A 16,667-nucleotide genomic window follows, 5' to 3' on the forward strand; every position below is an offset into this window, starting at 1 on the left:
GGCTTAGCTTCGGCTAGGCCCTTTTTCTTTGCTCCGCAATAACGGCGATGCTCCGCAAATCCAACTAGCAATACTGTAGCGCCGCGCGCGATTTGGCACGACTTTGCGCGTCTTTTGGCACACCCGAACACCACCCTTTCGCATGCTTTTTGACATCGCCCGCGCTGACGCGCTCGATGCAGACGCCGCTCGGCTTGCGTCGGCCGAATTAGCCACAGAATTAGCTTGGCCACGTGACCAAGGCCGCAACCGGCAGAGCCCCCGCCAGCCCGGAAAATCAGCAGATAGATCACCGCCCGACCATGGTATAGACTCTACGCCTGAGTATTTGAACGTGTTAAGTCAATAAATCACGGGGTGCATCGGTGAATCCTCTTTTGAAACAAGAATTTGAACGCAACGGTTTTGCCATCCTGCCCGGCTTTTATTCACATAATGAAATAGACTTGGTGGTCAGTTCGATCGCGGACAGAAAAGTCGCCCGTCCGATGAATGTAACGGTAGATCTGCTCGATACGGGTGAGCGCTGTCTTCTTGGCTTGTTGACCCCCCAAGAGATCGCGACACGTCGGATGAAGATCAACGACCTCTATCTCGATATGCCGGGAGTGCGGCAACTAGCTTTGTCCGATCGGATAGCACCAATCCTCCGGGAACTACTGGGTCACGCGCCAGCGCTTTGTAACAGCCTTTACTTCGAGAAGGGCAGTCAGCAGCCCGCTCATGTCGATTCCATCTACATGACGCCTGCCACACCGAATCACCTAATAGCCATTTGGGTAGCGCTCGAAGATGCACGCGCGGATGCAGGGCAGTTGGAGTACTACCCTGGGAGCCACAAAATCGAACAGATGATCTTCAGCAACGGGACGCGACATTTCGAACCGGCCGAAATGCCGAAGTGGCATGCGTACATGGACGAAGAGGTAGCGAAGGCCGGCTTGCAGAAGAAAACTTTTTCGGCGAAGAAAGGCGACGTTTTCATTTGGCACTCCAACCTCCTGCACGGCGGCGGCCCGATTTCCGATCCCTCGCGTACGCGCAAATCGCTTGTATTCCATTACTTCTCAGCAAGCGACGCCGTCAATCTCGACATGCAGTTGGAGCCGCTGTCCTGCGGATTCTGGATTGATCGACCGATTCTTGACGTTCCAGAGGCAGCTTTTCAGCGTGCCGAATTCGAGCGCGCCTACCTACTAAAATACGAAGATGTCGCACAGGCAGTTCGCGATGGAGCGTTTGCGTCCGGCCTCCAGCACTACGACCTTTGCGGTAAGGCCGAAGGCCGCACGGTCTGATTGCCCTTAGTCCCAGAGGACGGCTTCCACGTCATTAACGGTCTTGGCGGCGCGTATCTGGGACTTCAACGCCTGAAGTTTGTCGAATGCGACGTTTTCACGGTCCCATATTAACTGGTAGAGACCGATCAGATCGGCGACCGTGAACGGAACTTGTGCATTATTGTCGCTTGCGACCCAATAGAAGCCATCGGGCGTTGCGCCCGCAAAATTGCAGCCAATCGTCACGCGCAAGAGTCGATCCTGGCTGGCACTGTCTGCTTGGAAAATTGCGGAAACTCCTGCTGCCGTTCTGAAGGTCACCGGCTGTTGTACCGCGTCCCGATACCCGCAGTCACAGCAGCAATCTGTGCGGCTTGTGCTGTCACAAGAAGCACTGCTGGCGACGGCTCGCTGGGAGCCACCAGTTCACCGTCTACCACAGCGTAACCCGGGGTATTGATGCACGCGAGCCATTGCTCTTCCGTTATGTCAATCACCCTCGCGCCTTCGGGCGCGGGACTCCTCACTAACGTCGTAAAAGGCGATGATTTCACCAGTCAAATCGTACGCTGCTTGCTTCTGACTCATCTCAATTCCTCCCTTCAAAATCCGACTGCAAAGAACTTGACCTGTGCATTTGAAAGCGCGGTCCCACCTTGAGCAACGACACCAACGAGGGTCGTATTGGAACTGGAGCTGGATATGCTTGCCGTCACCGGCGATGATGGGATGCTGGTGCCTGAGATGACGTAGTTCACCACAGCCCCGAAAAGCGCATTTGGAAATGCGAGCGGCAAAATGACTGAAGCTACGTTTCTAATGCCCTGCAGATCGTCCCCAGAGCTATCGAGTCGGCTCAACTTTGTCACCTTTTCGTTCCCGAACGTAATGCTCGGCCACCGCCATTACCGACGTGCAAATCAAGGAGCGCCAGCACAGTGGCGTAGCGAGCCACGAAAACTCCACACACAACCTGCACCAAGGCAACAGTGGCGGCACAACCGTGACCTACAGCGAAGATACGAACTATCGTACGTATCAGACCCGCATCTTGAGCGTCGCCAACAAGGTGAATCTCGAGTTCGCTGAAGCAGCGCCGCCGCTGCGCAGTGGGCTGGTGCGCGTTATCGCTGGCTCGTTCTAATCCAGGCATCGACAACCGGCGCGAGGTAGCACGTCGCGGAAATCAGAAAGGGTTGCACGCGAAAGCGTCGCAACCCTTCTTCATTTCCGGCGCAGAAAAATCAGGAGCGACCGGTCACCCAACTCCCATCTGCGCGACCCTATTCCTGCCACCGGCCTTGGCCGTATACAACGCCTCATCGGCAGCCCGAACGACGACGCTGACATCCGTCACCCGATCCGAGCGCGACGTGGTCGCGCCGATGCTGACCGTCACGCGACCGAACTCGCAGCCCCGGTGCGCGATGCCCAACTCGCCGATCGCCACGCGGATGTTCTCGCCGACCACCCCGGCACCCGCGGCGTCGGTATCCGGCAGCACCACGACAAACTCCTCGCCGCCGTATCGACCGACGCAATCGCCCGGCCGCTGGATCACCCTGCGGATGCAGCGCGCGACCGCAGTCAGCGCGACGTCGCCGGCCTGATGACCATACGTATCGTTATAGGCTTTGAAGTGATCGATATCGACGAATAGCAGCGACAACACGCTGCCCGTGCGGCGCGCGCGCAGCCATTCGCGCTCGAGCGTTTCACACAGCGCGCGGCGATTGGGCAGGCCGGTGAGTCCGTCCGTGCCGGCAAGCCGTTCGAGCTCGTGCTCCACCCGCTGTCGACGCCGCAACTCGGCGCCGAGCCACGCCGCCAACACGATCACGCCGATCCCGAAGATCAGCATCAGCGAACCGATCGTCAGCGCGCGCCCCCACCAGCCCGCGTAGATATCGTCGGTCGCCTCGGCGACCAGCACGATCAGCGGCAATTGCGGAATCCGTCTGAACGAGTAAAGCCGCTCGGCGCCATCGAGCGGCGAAGACGCGATCAAGCTGCCCTCGTCTTTCGCGAGCAGGTGCTGGAAGAACGCCGTCTTGCTGATGTCGCTGCCCGTCACGTGTCGATCGTCGGGCCGTCGCACGATGATCGTGCCGTCCGTTCTGACGATCGACACCGAGCCATGCTGCCCGATCCGCAGATCCGCGAACAGGCTCGTGAAATACTCCTGATCGATACCGAGCGCGACGATTCCCGCAAACGATCCGTCAGGCCGGGACAGTCGCCGGCTCAGCGCGATGCTGCGCGAACCGGGTCTGAGTCTCGAGTTGTACGGCGCGCTGACATCGAGCCCGAGATCCGGATCTTCACGATGAATCCTGAAGTACGGACGGTCCGAGAGGTTTCCCCCGCGCGGCACGTCGCTATCCGAATCGATCACGACGTTGCCCAGTGCGTCGATCACCACCATCGCGCCGACGTATTGCCCGGTCGCCGCGCGATCGAACAGGATCTCGCGCCGCAAACGCGGCGAATCGAGCACGCCCGGACGCCCGAGGCCATCGGCGACGGCCTGCAGCGACAGCGCGTACAGCTCGAAATTGCGCGCGATATCGCGCTCGGTGATCGTCGCGACATCGCGCGTCGAATCGAGAGCGCGCGCAATCGCATCCTCGCGGCTCTGATACAGCGCGTAGCCACACAGCGCGAGCATTGCGAGCACCACGCCGCATCCCGCGTAGATGACACCATCGCGTGGCATCCGCCATCTGCGCGCCCATGCGATCAGGACGTGAAACCGGGCCTTTCTTTTGTGGATCATGTGCTCTGCGTTTCCAACGGCGGGAGTCCGTTTGTCGAAGTACTCACTACGCTTCCGGTTTGTTGGGACAGAGCACCCAGCAGATAGCGAATCCATACGCAAGTGGAATCACGCATTTTCGAGGCTTCGGACTGTTTATCGGGCCGAATAATCGCCCGCTGCATAGGGGCATATCATAAGTTTCGATAAATAGAATTTACCTGATAATTCAAAAATTGTTTTTCCTCGGTAACGTTTGCGCGTATTTCTTTTTTAAATTCAAACGCGTGTTTGTTATCGAATCATCGCGTCATCGCCTAATGTTTTTGTGAACCGTTGAAGCCGCAGCGGTTTTAGCTTCTTATCGATTGGGCAATTTCCTTCAATACATGCCCTCGCCGCCTCGTTACCGTTGAGCGTCGCAATCCATTCGCACACTCACGTTTCGAGGCATCCGATGACCGCATTACTCTCGATGGCCGCGTTCGCGCTCGCCAGTTCCATTTCTCCCGGCCCGGTCAACGTCGTCGCGCTGAGCGCCGGCGCGCAGCACGGGCTCGCCGCGAGTCTGCGGCACGTCACTGGCGCGACGGTCGGTTTCACGTTGCTGCTTCTGTTGATCGGCCTCGGCCTGCACGAATTGCTCGCGCGCTTTCCCAATCTGATTGAGATCGTCAAATGGGCGGGCGTGGGCTTTCTGCTCTACATGGCCTACAAGCTCACCATCGATGACGGCCAGCTCGGCGCGGACAAGCCGGCGCGCGGGCCGTCGTTCGCGCACGGCGCGGCCATGCAATGGCTCAATCCAAAGGCGTGGCTCGCGTCGCTGGCCGGCATGAGCGCGTATGCGGCAGGCGGCGACGGCGGGCTCGTCTGGCAATTCACGGCGCTGTACTTCGTGATCTGCTATCTATCGATCGCGAGCTGGGCGTATGCCGGCACGTTTTTGCGCAGGCATCTGCGTGAAGCGAAGCGGGTCCGGGTGTTCAATCGCGTGATGGCGGCGCTGCTCGCGCTCAGTGCGATGTATCTGCTCGTCGAGTGACGCGAGCCGCGCCTGCTTCCCGAGGCGGCTTGATGCCGCGTCACGCTCCACTGCGATATTGGCCCGGCGTCGCCGCCACCAGCCGCTTGAAGGTGCGCTGCAAATGCGCCTGATCGGCGAAGCCGGCATCGAGCGCGACATCGGCGATCAGTGCCCCGCGCCGCAGTTGCCCGCGACTGTACTGGATGCGTCGGTTGATCAGATACGCGTGGGGCGTCATGCCGTAGCGCAGCTTGAACGCGCGTATCAGGTGCGACGCGGACAGCCCGGTGGCTTCGCACACATCGTCGAGTTTCAGCGCGCGCGTGCAGTTTTCGGCGATGTACTCCGCCGCACGCGCGAGTTGGCCGCTCACGGCACGCTCGGGCAGGCTCGCCGGATTGAGCGTTTGCTGCACGCTGGAGAAGAAGGTGATGGTCGCGCTTTCCTTGCGCAGGGTGTCGTTGTCGTCGTCGTTACCGGCGAGAATCGCGCACAGCCGGTTCAGGCCGTCGAACAGCGCGGCATCGAGCGTCATGATCTGCGAAAACGCGCGGAACGCATGGTTCTCGTTGAAGCCCAGCTCGTGCTGCAGTTTCGTGAACCACGCAACGTCGACGTGCAGCATCCGATACGACCACCGCTCGCCGGCAACCGGGTTGCACGCGTGCACATCGTCGGGGTTCATCATCACGACGGCGCCCGCACCGACCCATTCCCGCGCGTGGCGGTTCAGGTACACGCTGCGGCCTCCCGTCACCGCGCCGATCGAAAACGTTTCGTGCGAATGTTTGGCGTAGCAGACCTTGCGGCCATCGTCGATGGAACGCGCCTCGATGAACGGCAGCGCCGCGCTGCGCCAGAAGCGCGGCGCGTCTGCGCCTTTTGCGCGTGCGGTGTTCGCAGCGCTTGCCGCTTCGATCGTCTCGCTCATGCGCGCTCTCCGGTTGATCCGCCGACTTCGCCGTTGTCTCCGACTTCGCGAAGCCTACGTATCGTAGCCGTCAAACGCATGGCCAACAAGCGAACGCGCGGCGCCGCTCGCAAACGGCGCCGCCGGCCGAACGCGACGCGATTACTTCGCGCTGACGTCGATATTGCCGAGATATTTCGCGGCGAGCGTCTTCACCGTGCCGTCGGCTTGCACCTTCGCGATCGCGGCGTTCAACTGATCGCGCAGCGCGGTATCACCCTTGCGAATGCCGTATGCGATGCCGCTGCCGAGAATCTTGTCGTCACGCACAGGCTGACCGACGAACGCGTAGCCCTTACCTTCGGGCTTCGACAGAAAGCCCGTTTGTCCGGCCGGCGCGAGCACGAGCGTGCCGTCGAGACGGCCAGCCGTCAGATCGGCATAGACCTGGTTCTGATCCTGATACGGCAGCACGATCACGCCGGCCGGTTCCCAATGCACCTTAGCGAAGGTCTCCTGAATCGAGCCTTGCAGTACGCCGATGCGCTTGCCCTTCAGCGACTCAGGCGTCGGCTGCAAACCGCTGTCGCTGCGCGCGATCAGCTGCGACGGCACGCGATAGACGACGGTCGTGAAATCGATCGCCTGGCGGCGCTGCTCGGTCGCGTTCATCGCTGAATTGATCGCGTCGAACTTGCGGCCTTGCAGGGCCGGAATCAGGCCGTCGAACGAGGTTTCGACCCACTTGCACGTCATGTGCGCGGCCGCGCAGACCGCATTGCCCACGTCGATATCGAGCCCTTGCAGTTCGCCGTTCGGTCCTTTCGACTCGAACGGCGGGTACTGCGCTTCGAGGCCGAAACGCAGCGTCGCGGTATCGGCGGCGCTTGCGGCCGACGATGCTGCGAGCGACGCGCCGGCACAGGCCAGCGCCAACAAGCACTTGAGCAACTTCATGACATCTCCCTTCATACTTCGAATACTTTGACGACTTCGACACTTCGAGTGTGCTCTCGCGCGCTCAGATTTCACACAAACGCCGCGCGCCTTCGAGCAGCGTCGCGTCGTCCTTCGAGAAACTCAGGCGAATCAGCCCTGAATCCGTGCCGTCGGTGTAGAACGCCGACAACGGAATCGTCGCGACGCGCGCATCGCGGATCAGGCGCAGCACGAAATCGCTGTCGCTTTCATCGGAGAAGCCGCGGAACCGGGCGAGCATAAAGAAACTGCCTTCGCTCGGCAACAGCTCGAAGCGCGATTCGCGCAGCGCATGCGCGAGCAGATCGCGTTTCTTCTGATAGAAGTCGGACAGGCCGAGGTAGCTGTCGCGATTGGCGAGCGCGTCGACGAACGCGTGTTGCATCGGCGTATCGGCGGAGAACACCATGAACTGATGGACCTTGCGGATCTCGTCCATCAGCGCGGCGGGCGCGAGGCAGTAGCCGACGCGCCAGCCGGTCACGTGGTACGACTTGCCGAACGACGACACGATCACGCTGCGCTCGGCGAGTTCCTGATGGCGCGCCATGCTCTGATGCTTCGCGCCGTCGAACACGACGTGTTCGTAGACCTCGTCGGACAGAATCACGATGTCGGTGTTGCGCGTGAGCACCTTCAGCCGCTCGATATCGGCGTCGCTAAAAATCGTCGCGGTCGGATTGTGCGGTGTGTTGACGATGATCATGCGCGTCTTCGGCGTGATCGCGGCGGCGACTTCATCCCAGTTCACGCGGAAGTGATCGAGCGACAGCTTGATCGCGACCGGCTTCGCGCCCTGCAGGCGCACGATCGGACCGTAGCTGTCGAACGACGGCTCGAAGTAGATCACTTCGTCGCCCGGATGCACGAGCGCGCTGATCGTCGAATAAAGACCTTCGCTCGCGCTCGCGAGCACGGTCACCTCGCTGGCGGGGTCGTAGCGCACGCCGTACAGCGTTTCGACCTTGTCGGCGAGCGCTTCGCGCAGCGCGCCGATGCCGGCCATCGGCGCGTACTGGTTGTGGCCGGCGCGCATCGCCTGCGCGACGCCGTCGACGAGCTTCGGGTCCGGCGCGAAATTCGGCGCGCCCTGCGACAGGTTCAACGCATCGTGTTGCGCGGCCAGTTGGCCGATCACGGTAAAAATGGTGGTGCCGACGTCCGGCAGTTTCGAGCGGGCTTGCATGGCGCTCTGCATAAGACTTTCTCCCTATCTACACCCGCCGGCGGCCGCGCGAATGGCGGCGGCGGGGCGTTACTTCCGGTGGGGTGATTAGGCATCAGCCAAAGAACGCTCACAATCGAAACTTTGTCATGCGCGGCATGCGTTTTCTTCATGGCTCGCGCGAAGCCGCTCGACGCAGGCCTAAGCCGGTGGGTTCATGGTTTGCGGGGACGCGGTGTGGATTTCGGGGAATGCGGGTAACTGCGTAGGTATGAAGGAATGTGATGCTGAGCGGCCCGGTCGCGAAAACGGCCGCTGACGCGGCCGTTTTCGAGTTATTGGACTTTCAATGAAAGCCGGAGGAGCTTCGGGTGAATCAGGCTTCGTCCATCAAACGAACCTTGACCTTGCGCCCCTTCAGCTTGCCCGCGCTGAGCCGGCGCACCGCCTCGCGCGCGATGCTGCGCTCCACCGCGACATAGGTCGACATGTCGGTCACGTTGATCTTGCCGATCTGCGAGCCCGCGAAGCCGGCGTCGCCGGTCAGCGCGCCGAGCACGTCGCCGGGACGGATCTTGTCCTTGCGGCCGCCGAGGATCTGCAGCGTTTCCATCGGCGGCAGCAGCGGTTCGTTGTTGCCCGCCTTCAGCTCGGCCAGCTTGTGCCATTCGACGTCGCGCTTGTGCGCCTGCTCGATCCCACCGACGCGCCCCATCTCGTCCATGCTCGCGAGACTCAGCGCCCAGCCTTCCTGATCGGCGCGGCCCGTGCGGCCGATGCGATGCGTGTGCACTTCCGGGTCCGGCGTCACGTCGACGTTGATCACCGCTTCGAGTTGCGCGATGTCGAGGCCGCGCGCGGCGACGTCGGTCGCGACGAGCACCGAGCAGCTGCGGTTCGCGAACTGGATCAGCACCTGATCGCGCTCGCGCTGATCGAGTTCGCCGTGCAGCGCAAGCGCATGGAAGCCCTGCGCGCGCAGCACGTCGAGCAGATCGCGGCACTGCTGCTTCGTGTTGCAGAACGCGATCGTGCTGACCGGACGATAGTGATTCAACAGCAGACCGACCGCGTGCAGACGTTCGTCTTCGGTCACTTCGTAGAAGCGCTGACGGATCTTGCTGTCGTCGTGCCGCTCGGCGAGTTTGACTTCCTTCGGGTTTCGCAGGAATTGCTGGCTCAGCTTCGCGATGCCCTCAGGGTACGTCGCCGAAAACAGCAGCGTTTGGCGCTCTTTCGGGCATTGCCTGGCGACCTTCGCGATGTCGTCGAAGAAACCCATGTCGAGCATGCGGTCGGCTTCGTCGAGCACGAGCGTGTTCAGCGATTGCAGATCGAGGCTGCCGCGTTCGAGGTGATCCATGATGCGGCCCGGCGTGCCGACCACGACGTGCGCGCCGTGCTCGAGGCTCGCCGTCTGCGGGCGCATCGGCGTGCCGCCGCACAAGCTCAGCACCTTGATGTTTTCTTCCGCGCGCGCGAGACGGCGGATTTCCTGCGTGACCTGATCGGCGAGTTCGCGCGTCGGGCACAGCACCATTGCCTGCGTGCCGAATTTGCGTACATCGAGGCGCGCGAGCAGCGCCAGCGAAAACGCCGCGGTCTTGCCGCTGCCGGTTTTCGCCTGCGCGATCAGATCTTGACCGGCGAGCGCGATCGGCAGGCTCGCGGCCTGGATCGGCGTCATCTCGACGTAGCCGAGCTGCGTCAGGTTCGCGAGCGTGGCGGGCGGTAGCGGCAACTCGCTGAATGCGGCGCCGGCGGGGGTGGGACTGTTCATAGGATCGTCTGTAGGAATCGCGATTACTCGGCCATCGGGCCCTGATCGGGGCGGCCCGGCAACTGCTCGTACAGCACCGCGCCGTTGTCGCCGTCGAAACGCTCGACGTAATTGCGCGCGCCGCACAGCGGGCAGCGGAACAGCAGCCCCTGGCCTTCGTTCTTGATGACGACGTCGGATTGCTCCCACTGCGCGCCGCAGGACTGATTTCTACAGGTGAACACGTTGATTCTCCAACTGGATTCGATGATCGATTGGCAAGGTCGCACATGCGGCCTTGCCGTGTATGGGGTTGCCGCGCCGGCGCTGCGTCGTGACGCGATTGCGCTCGACGGCAAGCATGGCGTCAGCTGAGATGCGTATGCCGCGGACGCGGCACGGCCACATCCATGTCGGTCAGGCCGTGCACGATGCCGCAGTCTTCGACCGGATGCTCGCCGTGGCATTGGTCGCGCAGCGTCGTCAGTTGCGCCTTCAGTTGCTGCAGTTCTTCGATACGCGTGTCGATGTGCGCGATGTGCTCGTCGACCAGCGTATGCATGCCGCCGCAGCCGTTCGCCGGCGCGTCGGTCAGACGCAGCAATGCGCGGATTTCGTCGTGAGTCATGTCGAGCGCGCGGCAATTGCGGATGAAGCGCAGGCGCTCGACATGCTTTGCCGTGTAACTGCGGTAATTGGCTTCGGTGCGCTCCGCCTCGGGCAGCAGGCGCTCTTTCTCGTAGAAACGGATGGTTTCCGTCGTGCAATGGGCGATTTTCGCCAGTTCGCCGATTTTCATGGACCCTTCCTCCACGCGGCCTTGACCTTGTAGTGGCTTCAGGGTGTTTACTAGACCACAAATCGCACGAGGAAGCCACCAATGCCTGACACCTGCCGTATTGCCACCGATCGTCCGGAACTGGACGAAGCCTGTATGCACGGGGGTTGCGGCGACGTTGATGCGCGGCGCGACCATGATCACGGCAGGGGCACGGGTGAGGGATGTGGGCATTCGCATGGCGGTGAACATGCTTGTGGCGCCGACGTGGGCGGCGGTGATCGGCATGAAGGGCACGATCATCAGGACGGTCATGATCACGGCCACGCCCATGATCATGCTGCTGTCGCTTGCTGCGCCGCTAGCGCTTTTGCGCCTGCGTCGCTGCGCCTGCCTCCGTCCGAAGCCCTCGGCGACGACCTTCGCACCGCAATCCGCATCCTGCAGATGGACTGCCCGACCGAGGAAGCGCTGATCCGCAAGAAACTCGGCCGTATGCCGGTCGTGCGTAGCATGGACTTCAACCTGATGCAGCGCGTGCTGACTGTCGTCCACGCGCCGGAGGCGCTCGAGTCGGTCCTCGCCGCCCTGCGCTCGCTCGACTTCACGCCCGAACTGGCAAGCGACGCCGGAAAGGGTGGGAACGCCGACGCGGTGCCCCAAGCAGCCACTGACGCAATGCGCAAGCCGTGGTGGCCACTGATCCTCGCCGGCATCGTCGCGGGAGCCTCAGAAGCCGCTAGCTGGCTCGGCGCGCCGGCCTGGGTGGTGGCGGGTATGGCGGTCGTCGCGATTGCCTGCTGTGGCCTCACGACATATCGCAAGGGCTGGGTCGCGCTGCGCAACGGCAACTTGAACATCAACGCGCTGATGAGCATCGCCGTGACCGGCGCGGCGCTGCTCGGCCAGTGGCCCGAAGCCGCAATGGTGATGGTGCTCTTCACGATCGCCGAGCTGATCGAGGTACGCTCGCTCGACCGCGCGCGCAACGCGATCGAAGGGCTCATGCTGCTCACGCCCGAACAGGCCAGCGTGCAGCAGCCCGATGGAGCGTGGCAGCCCGTCCGCGTCGACGCGATCGTGCCCGGGACGCTCGTGCGCGTGAAGCCGGGCGAGCGGATCGCGCTCGATGGCGAAATCGTCGCGGGCCGCTCGAGCGTCGATCAGGCGCCGATCACCGGCGAGAGCCTGCCCGTCGACAAGGCGATCGGCGACGCCGTATTCGCCGGCACGATCAACCAGGCGGGCTCGTTCGATTATCAAGTGACGGCGGCCGCCGGCAACACGACGCTCGCGCGGATCATCCACGCGGTCGAGGAGGCGCAGGGCACGAAGGCGCCGACGCAGCGCTTCGTCGATGAATTCGCGCGCGTTTATACGCCGATCGTGTTCGCGATTGCGCTCGCCGTCGCTCTGGTCCCACCACTCGTGTTCGGTGGAGCGTGGCACGCGTGGGTGTACAAGGCGCTGGTGCTGCTCGTGATCGCGTGTCCGTGCGCGCTCGTCATTTCGACACCGGTGACGATCGTCAGCGGGCTCGCGGCCGCGGCGCGCAAGGGGATTCTGATCAAGGGTGGCGTTTATCTCGAACAGGGTCGCAAGCTGACCCGGTTGGCGCTCGATAAGACCGGGACGATTACGCACGGGAAGCCAGTGCAGACGGAGTTTGAGGTGGTTGGTGACGCGCGTGAAACGTTCCGATACCGCACGCTTGCGGCAAGCCTCGGGGGCCGCTCCGACCACCCTGTTTCGATGGCGATCGCTGCTGCCGCCAATGACGACGGCGTCGAACACCTGCACGTCGATGCGTTCGAAGCGATCGCTGGACGCGGCGTGCGCGGCGATATCGACGGTATCGCGTACTGGCTCGGCAATCATCGCCTGGTCGAAGAGTTGGGCCGCTGCTCGCCGCAACTCGAAGCGCGTCTCGATGCGCTCGAACAGCACGGCAAAACCGTCGTGATGCTCGCCGATGCGCAGCGCGTGCTCGCGCTGTTCGCGGTCGCTGACACGGTGAAGGAAACGAGCCGCGCCGCCGTCGCCGAATTACGGCGGCTCGGCGTCGGCACCACGATGCTGACCGGCGACAACCGTCATACCGCCGAGGCGATCGCGCAGCAGGTCGGCGTCGATGAAGCGCGCGGCGATCAGTTGCCCGAGGACAAGCTCGACGTGGTCACGCAATGGTCGAGCGATGGCGCGACGGTCGGCATGGTCGGCGACGGCATCAACGATGCGCCCGCGCTCGCGCGCGCTGACATCGGCTTCGCGATGGGTGCGATGGGTACCGACACCGCGATCGAAACCGCCGACGTCGCGTTGATGGACGACGATCTGCGGAAGATTCCGACGTTTATCCGGTTGTCAAAGGCGACCTACGGGGTGCTGGTGCAGAACATCGCGCTCGCGCTTGGCATCAAGAGCGTGTTCCTCGTACTGACGTTGATGGGCTTCGGCACGATGTGGATGGCGGTGTGCGCAGACGTCGGTGCGAGTTTGCTGGTAGTGGGCAATGGGTTGAGGTTGTTGCGCAAGTGAGTGGGCGTGCGAGATTTACGCTCGTTGCTTCCTACGCTGAACCGTCGTTCACGGCAGGATGCATCGGAGCGCTGGCTAGCAGCTCATCGCTGTCGTCTTTCAAGCCCACCCCTGTCAGTCTCAGCTTCCTCGCCTGCGTGAGCAGGTAATGCAGCTTGTGCGCGGCCTGCGGATAGTCGAGGCCTTGCGGGCGCACGTTGGAAATGCAGTTGCGCTGGGCGTCGCTGCACCCCGTTTTCGGCGCGTACGTGACGTAGATGCCGAGGCTATCCGGCGAACTCAAACCCGGCCGCTCGCCGATCAGCATCACGACGATTTTCGCGTCGAGCAATTCGCCGATCTCGTCGCCGAGTGCGACGCGCGCCTGACGCGCGACCACTACGGGACCGATGGTCCAACCCGCGAGCTTTGGATGTATAGCTTGCAGCAACGGTACAGCCTGCTTCGATGCGGCGAACGCCGATAGACCATCGCCGATCACAAACAGTACATCGCTTGATTGCGATGGCAGTCGGGCAAGCGTCGCGCGACTCTCCTCCGACAGACGCCGCCCAAGATCGGGGCGCCTCAAATAATGCTCGCGATCCGGCGCGGCGCTATGCACGTCGAGCGTGTTCAAACCTTGCGCGCGCAGCTGTGCGTGCAGCGGGTCCACGTCGAGCGGATGGTGCACGGCGTCGCGCGCCTGCGCATGCGCGAGATTGAACGCGAGCAATGGTGCCGTCGGCAGGCTGTTGCCCGCGCGGCCTAACGCGATGCGCGCTTGCGTAAACCGACGCAGTGCGCTCCACGGGTCCTTGTCGAGTGCGTCGTTCTCGCTCATGCAATCCCCATCCAGTCGCGCGCACCTTCGAGCAGCGGTTGCCGCGCCGATGCGCCGATCAACGCGCCGCGTGCGTCGATGATCTGCATCGACTCCAGCCATTCCTCGAATTCCGGCGCCCGGCGCAAACCGAGCACGTCGCGCACGTACAGCGCGTCGTGAAAGGACGTGCTCTGATAGTTGAGCATGACGTCGTCCGCGCCAGGTACGCCCATGATGAAATTGATGCCCGCTACGCCGAGCAGCGTCAGCAGATTGTCCATGTCGTCCTGGTCCGCTTCGGCGTGGTTCGTGTAGCAGATGTCGCAACCCATCGGCACGCCGAGCAGCTTGCCGCAGAAGTGATCCTCGAGACCCGCTCGCGTGATCTGCTTGCCATCGTATAAATACTCGGGGCCGATGAAACCGACTACCGTGTTCACCAGAAACGGCTTGAACTTGCGCGCGACCGCATAGGCGCGCGCCTCGCAGGTCTGCTGGTCAACGCCGAAATGCGCATCCGCCGACAACGCGCTGCCCTGCCCCGTTTCGAAGTACATCAAATTGCTGCCGACGGTGCCGCGTTGGAGCGACAGCCCCGCCTCGTACGCTTCCTGCAGCAGCGCGAGCGAAATGCCAAAGCTCGCGTTCGCTTTTTCGGTACCGGCGATCGACTGGAATACGAGATCGACCGGCGCGCCTTTTTCCATCGCGGCGATCGTGCTCGTCACGTGCGTGAGTACGCACGACTGCGTCGGTACCTGATAGCGCTGGCGGAAGTCGTCGATCATCTGCAGCAGCTTCGTGATCGCGGCGAGGTTGTCGCTCGCGGGGTTGATGCCGATCAGCGCGTCGCCGCAGCCGTACATCAGGCCGTCGAGCATCGAGGCGGCGATGCCTTTGACGTCGTCGGTTGGGTGGTTCGGTTGCAGGCGTACGGACATGCGGCCCGGTAAACCGACCGTGTTGCGAAAGCGTGTGATGACCGGGCGTTTACGGGCGGCGGTGATCAGGTCCTGGTTGCGCATCAGCTTTGAGACGGCGGCGACCATTTCTGGTGTTAGGCCCTCGGTGATGCGGGTGAGTGCGTCGGTGTCGGTTGTGGTGCTGAGTAGCCAATTGCGGAAGTCGCCTACTGTCAGATGGGAGATTTCGGCGAAGGCTGCTGGCGAGTGATCGTCGATGATCAGGCGGGTGACTTCGTCGGTTTCGTAGGGGATCAGCGGTTCGTTCAGGAACGTGCGTAGCGGCACCTCGGCGAGCGCCATTTTGGCGGCGACCCGCTCTTCTTCGCTCGCTGCCGCGATGCTTGCGAGCTGGTCGCCCGAGCGTTGCGGGCTCGCTTTCGCGAGCAGGGTCTTCAGGTCGGCGAAGCGGTACGTGCGACTGCCGATCGACTCGGTGTAGCTCATGTTTGCGGCTCCATCGCCTCGCGCGAACGCGGGTAGGAATGGGAACGGCGGTTACATGCTGCAGGTTGCTTGCTGCTGGTGCTGGTGCTGGTGCTGCTCACTACACGATAGCGCCAAACGGCGGCAGCGTCACGTTGCGGAGATTGGGGCTGTTTGCCGATGCTGTGTTTGGCGCTCCTGCTCGCGTCCACGGGGCGCGGTCAACAGGCGCTCAATCCCCTTTTGTGCGCACCGCTTGAAATCCGCAGGATTTGGTAAACGGCCGACACTCGCTGACGTGATACTTTGTTCGCATCCTCTCGCGCCAATTTTCTGCGGTCCAGTCATGAACGAATCAGACCATCGGGCTCGATACGAGACGCGACTCGCACGCGTGCTCGACCATATCTACGATCACCTCGACGAACCGCTCGATATAGGACGGCTTGCGGAGATTGCGTGTCTGTCGCCGTATCACTGGCACCGGATTTATCAGGCGATGTATGGCGAGACGGTCGCGACGACCGTGCGGCGTTTACGGTTGCATCGCGCAGCGGGTTTTCTTGCGAGTAGTTCGATGCCGATTGCTCAGATTGCCGAGCGTTCGGGGTATAGAAGTTTGCAGTCTTTTTCGCGGACGTTTCGCGCGGTGTTTGGTGTGCCGCCGGCGCAGTATCGCAGGCAAGGCACGCATAGCCGGTTTCGGCCGGCGCTTTCAGGAGACGATCAGATGACGATGATTCGTGAGGTCGTGATTCGTTATGTGGAGCCGATGGAGATTTTGTCGGTCGATCATGTCGGACCTTATATGCAGATCGGAAAGGCTTTTGATGCTTTGTTGGGGTGGCTTGCGAAACATACTCTGCTCGAGGCGCAGGTGCGGATGATCGGGGTTTACTTCGATGATCCGGGAGTGGTCGAGGAGAAGGCGTTGCGCTCGAAGGCGGGTGTGTTGTTGCCGGGGCCTGTGATGGCTGAAGTGGCTTCGGCTGTTGGGATGGGTGGGGCGGTTTCTGCTACGCGTATACGCGGTGGGGAATATGCGGTGTTGCGGCATGTGGGGCCGTATAGCGATATGCGAGCGGCTTATGAGTGGTTGTACGGGACCTGGCTCGTGCAGTCTGGGAGGGAGGCAGCGGATGCGCCGGTGTTTGAGGAGTATTTGAACAGTCCCAAGGAGACTGCGCCTGCGGAGTTGGTTACGGAGATTTGTTTGCCGTTGGGGTGAGGTGTGGGTGGCTGGGTTGGTGCTCGCTGGTTCTGCGTCCTGCGATGTTGCTGTCG

17 protein-coding genes are annotated in these 16,667 nt (G+C 62.2%); 6 read left to right on the forward strand and 11 right to left on the reverse strand.

All coding sequences use genetic code 11. The features are described from left to right. Positions 1 to 365: 365 nt before the first annotated feature. Positions 366 to 1,298, forward strand: coding sequence for a phytanoyl-CoA dioxygenase family protein (locus OKW35_RS08790; RefSeq protein WP_429551718.1), 933 nt, complete (start codon positions 366 to 368; stop codon positions 1,296 to 1,298). A gap of 6 nt (positions 1,299 to 1,304) precedes the next feature. Here OKW35_RS08790 and OKW35_RS08795 read toward each other — a convergent pair whose 3' ends face one another. Beyond that, positions 1,305 to 1,601 (reverse strand): DUF4376 domain-containing protein, encoded by a 297-nt coding sequence (locus OKW35_RS08795; protein ID WP_429551719.1) that lies wholly within the window; start codon positions 1,599 to 1,601, stop codon positions 1,305 to 1,307. A gap of 281 nt (positions 1,602 to 1,882) precedes the next feature. Beyond that, the gene (locus tag OKW35_RS08800; RefSeq protein ID WP_429551720.1) at positions 1,883 to 2,140 is read right to left on the reverse strand and encodes a gp53-like domain-containing protein; all 258 of its coding nucleotides are present in this window, start codon (positions 2,138 to 2,140) and stop codon (positions 1,883 to 1,885) included. Positions 2,141 to 2,193: 53 nt separating this feature from the next. Here OKW35_RS08800 and traT point away from each other — a divergent pair, with 53 nt between their 5' ends. Beyond that, positions 2,194 to 2,424 carry a complement resistance protein TraT gene (traT, locus tag OKW35_RS08805; protein WP_167368609.1) on the forward strand — a complete coding sequence of 77 codons (231 nt, stop codon included), beginning with the start codon at positions 2,194 to 2,196 and terminating at the stop codon, positions 2,422 to 2,424. 114 nt (positions 2,425 to 2,538) lie between these two features. Here the strand turns inward: traT and OKW35_RS08810 are convergent, their stop codons facing one another. Then, complete coding sequence (locus tag OKW35_RS08810) at positions 2,539 to 4,056, reverse strand: sensor domain-containing diguanylate cyclase (RefSeq protein ID WP_429551721.1); 1,518 nt, start codon at positions 4,054 to 4,056, stop codon at positions 2,539 to 2,541. Between the two features lie 436 nt (positions 4,057 to 4,492). Here OKW35_RS08810 and OKW35_RS08815 point away from each other — a divergent pair, with 436 nt between their 5' ends. Continuing rightward, the gene (locus tag OKW35_RS08815) at positions 4,493 to 5,080 is read left to right on the forward strand and encodes a LysE family translocator (RefSeq protein ID WP_184060918.1); all 588 of its coding nucleotides are present in this window, start codon (positions 4,493 to 4,495) and stop codon (positions 5,078 to 5,080) included. Between the two features lie 40 nt (positions 5,081 to 5,120). Here the strand turns inward: OKW35_RS08815 and OKW35_RS08820 are convergent, their stop codons facing one another. The 5 genes from OKW35_RS08820 to OKW35_RS08840 all read right to left on the reverse strand — a co-directional run bounded on the left by OKW35_RS08820 (position 5,121) and on the right by OKW35_RS08840 (position 10,119). Next, the gene (locus tag OKW35_RS08820; protein ID WP_184060919.1) at positions 5,121 to 5,993 is read right to left on the reverse strand and encodes an AraC family transcriptional regulator; all 873 of its coding nucleotides are present in this window, start codon (positions 5,991 to 5,993) and stop codon (positions 5,121 to 5,123) included. A gap of 141 nt (positions 5,994 to 6,134) precedes the next feature. Beyond that, the gene (locus OKW35_RS08825; RefSeq protein WP_184060920.1) at positions 6,135 to 6,929 is read right to left on the reverse strand and encodes an ABC transporter substrate-binding protein; all 795 of its coding nucleotides are present in this window, start codon (positions 6,927 to 6,929) and stop codon (positions 6,135 to 6,137) included. Between the two features lie 64 nt (positions 6,930 to 6,993). After that, entirely contained in the window at positions 6,994 to 8,148 is a 1,155-nt protein-coding gene (locus tag OKW35_RS08830) for a pyridoxal phosphate-dependent aminotransferase (protein WP_429551722.1), read from the reverse strand. A gap of 343 nt (positions 8,149 to 8,491) precedes the next feature. Then, entirely contained in the window at positions 8,492 to 9,895 is a 1,404-nt protein-coding gene (dbpA, locus tag OKW35_RS08835; protein WP_429407836.1) for an ATP-dependent RNA helicase DbpA, read from the reverse strand. Positions 9,896 to 9,918: 23 nt separating this feature from the next. Beyond that, positions 9,919 to 10,119 carry a hypothetical protein gene (locus OKW35_RS08840; protein ID WP_090802271.1) on the reverse strand — a complete coding sequence of 67 codons (201 nt, stop codon included), beginning with the start codon at positions 10,117 to 10,119 and terminating at the stop codon, positions 9,919 to 9,921. Here OKW35_RS08840 and OKW35_RS08845 point away from each other — a divergent pair. Further along, positions 10,112 to 10,249, forward strand: a complete 138-nt coding sequence (locus tag OKW35_RS08845) for a hypothetical protein (protein ID WP_184060922.1) — start codon at positions 10,112 to 10,114, stop codon at positions 10,247 to 10,249. The two genes, OKW35_RS08840 and OKW35_RS08845, sit on opposite strands and share 8 nt — an antisense overlap. Here OKW35_RS08845 and cadR read toward each other — a convergent pair. Beyond that, positions 10,242 to 10,673, reverse strand: a complete 432-nt coding sequence (gene cadR, locus OKW35_RS08850) for a Cd(II)/Pb(II)-responsive transcriptional regulator (RefSeq protein WP_429407840.1) — start codon at positions 10,671 to 10,673, stop codon at positions 10,242 to 10,244. The genes OKW35_RS08845 and cadR overlap by 8 nt on opposite strands. Positions 10,674 to 10,754: 81 nt before the next feature. Between cadR and OKW35_RS08855 the strand changes: the two genes are divergently transcribed. Next, positions 10,755 to 13,190 (forward strand): heavy metal translocating P-type ATPase, encoded by a 2,436-nt coding sequence (locus OKW35_RS08855; protein ID WP_429551723.1) that lies wholly within the window; start codon positions 10,755 to 10,757, stop codon positions 13,188 to 13,190. A gap of 31 nt (positions 13,191 to 13,221) precedes the next feature. Here the strand turns inward: OKW35_RS08855 and eutC are convergent, their stop codons facing one another. Beyond that, positions 13,222 to 14,013, reverse strand: coding sequence for an ethanolamine ammonia-lyase subunit EutC (gene eutC, locus OKW35_RS08860; protein WP_429551724.1), 792 nt, complete (start codon positions 14,011 to 14,013; stop codon positions 13,222 to 13,224). Beyond that, positions 14,010 to 15,404, reverse strand: coding sequence for an ethanolamine ammonia-lyase subunit EutB (locus tag OKW35_RS08865; protein WP_090802277.1), 1,395 nt, complete (start codon positions 15,402 to 15,404; stop codon positions 14,010 to 14,012). Before OKW35_RS08865 ends, eutC begins: the two co-directional genes overlap by 4 nt. A gap of 325 nt (positions 15,405 to 15,729) precedes the next feature. Here OKW35_RS08865 and OKW35_RS08870 point away from each other — a divergent pair, with 325 nt between their 5' ends. Continuing rightward, complete coding sequence (locus OKW35_RS08870) at positions 15,730 to 16,611, forward strand: AraC family transcriptional regulator (protein ID WP_429551725.1); 882 nt, start codon at positions 15,730 to 15,732, stop codon at positions 16,609 to 16,611. The last annotated feature ends 56 nt before the right edge of the window (positions 16,612 to 16,667 follow it).

This window comes from Paraburkholderia sp. MM5477-R1 (genome assembly GCF_050436385.1).
GTDB lineage: Bacteria > Pseudomonadota > Gammaproteobacteria > Burkholderiales > Burkholderiaceae > Paraburkholderia > Paraburkholderia tuberum.